At 57.4% G+C, this 608-nt stretch carries 1 rRNA gene; it reads left to right on the top strand.

Annotated features, from left to right (window positions below):
* Positions 1-608, top strand: a 23S ribosomal RNA gene (locus IEX78_RS24010); the annotation flags it as partial.

Below are 608 nucleotides of genomic sequence, written 5' to 3'. Positions count from 1 at the left end.
GGGACAGTGCCTGGTGGGTAGTTTAACTGGGGCGGTTGCCTCCCAAAATGTAACGGAGGCGCCCAAAGGTTCCCTCAGCCTGGTTGGCAATCAGGTGTTGAGTGTAAGTGCACAAGGGAGCTTGACTGTGAGACTGACAGGTCGAGCAGGGACGAAAGTCGGGACTAGTGATCCGGCACCGGCATGTGGAAGCGGTGTCGCTCAACGGATAAAAGGTACCCCGGGGATAACAGGCTGATCTTCCCCAAGAGTCCATATCGACGGGATGGTTTGGCACCTCGATGTCGGCTCGTCGCATCCTGGGGCTGGAGTAGGTCCCAAGGGTTGGGCTGTTCGCCCATTAAAGCGGCACGCGAGCTGGGTTTAGAACGTCGTGAGACAGTTCGGTCTCTATCCGCCGCGCGCGTTAGAAACTTGAGGAAGGCTGTCCCTAGTACGAGAGGACCGGGACGGACGAACCTCTGGTGTGCCAGTTGTTCCGCCAGGGGCATTGCTGGTTGGCTACGTTCGGAAGGGATAACCGCTGAAAGCATCTAAGCGGGAAGCCTGTTCCAAGATGAGGTTTCTCTCCACCTTGAGTGGTTAAGGCCCCCTACAGATGATGGGGT

Source organism: Nocardia camponoti (assembly GCF_014646135.1).
GTDB lineage: Bacteria > Actinomycetota > Actinomycetes > Mycobacteriales > Mycobacteriaceae > Nocardia > Nocardia camponoti.
This window is presented reverse-complemented; position numbering and strand designations above follow the sequence as displayed.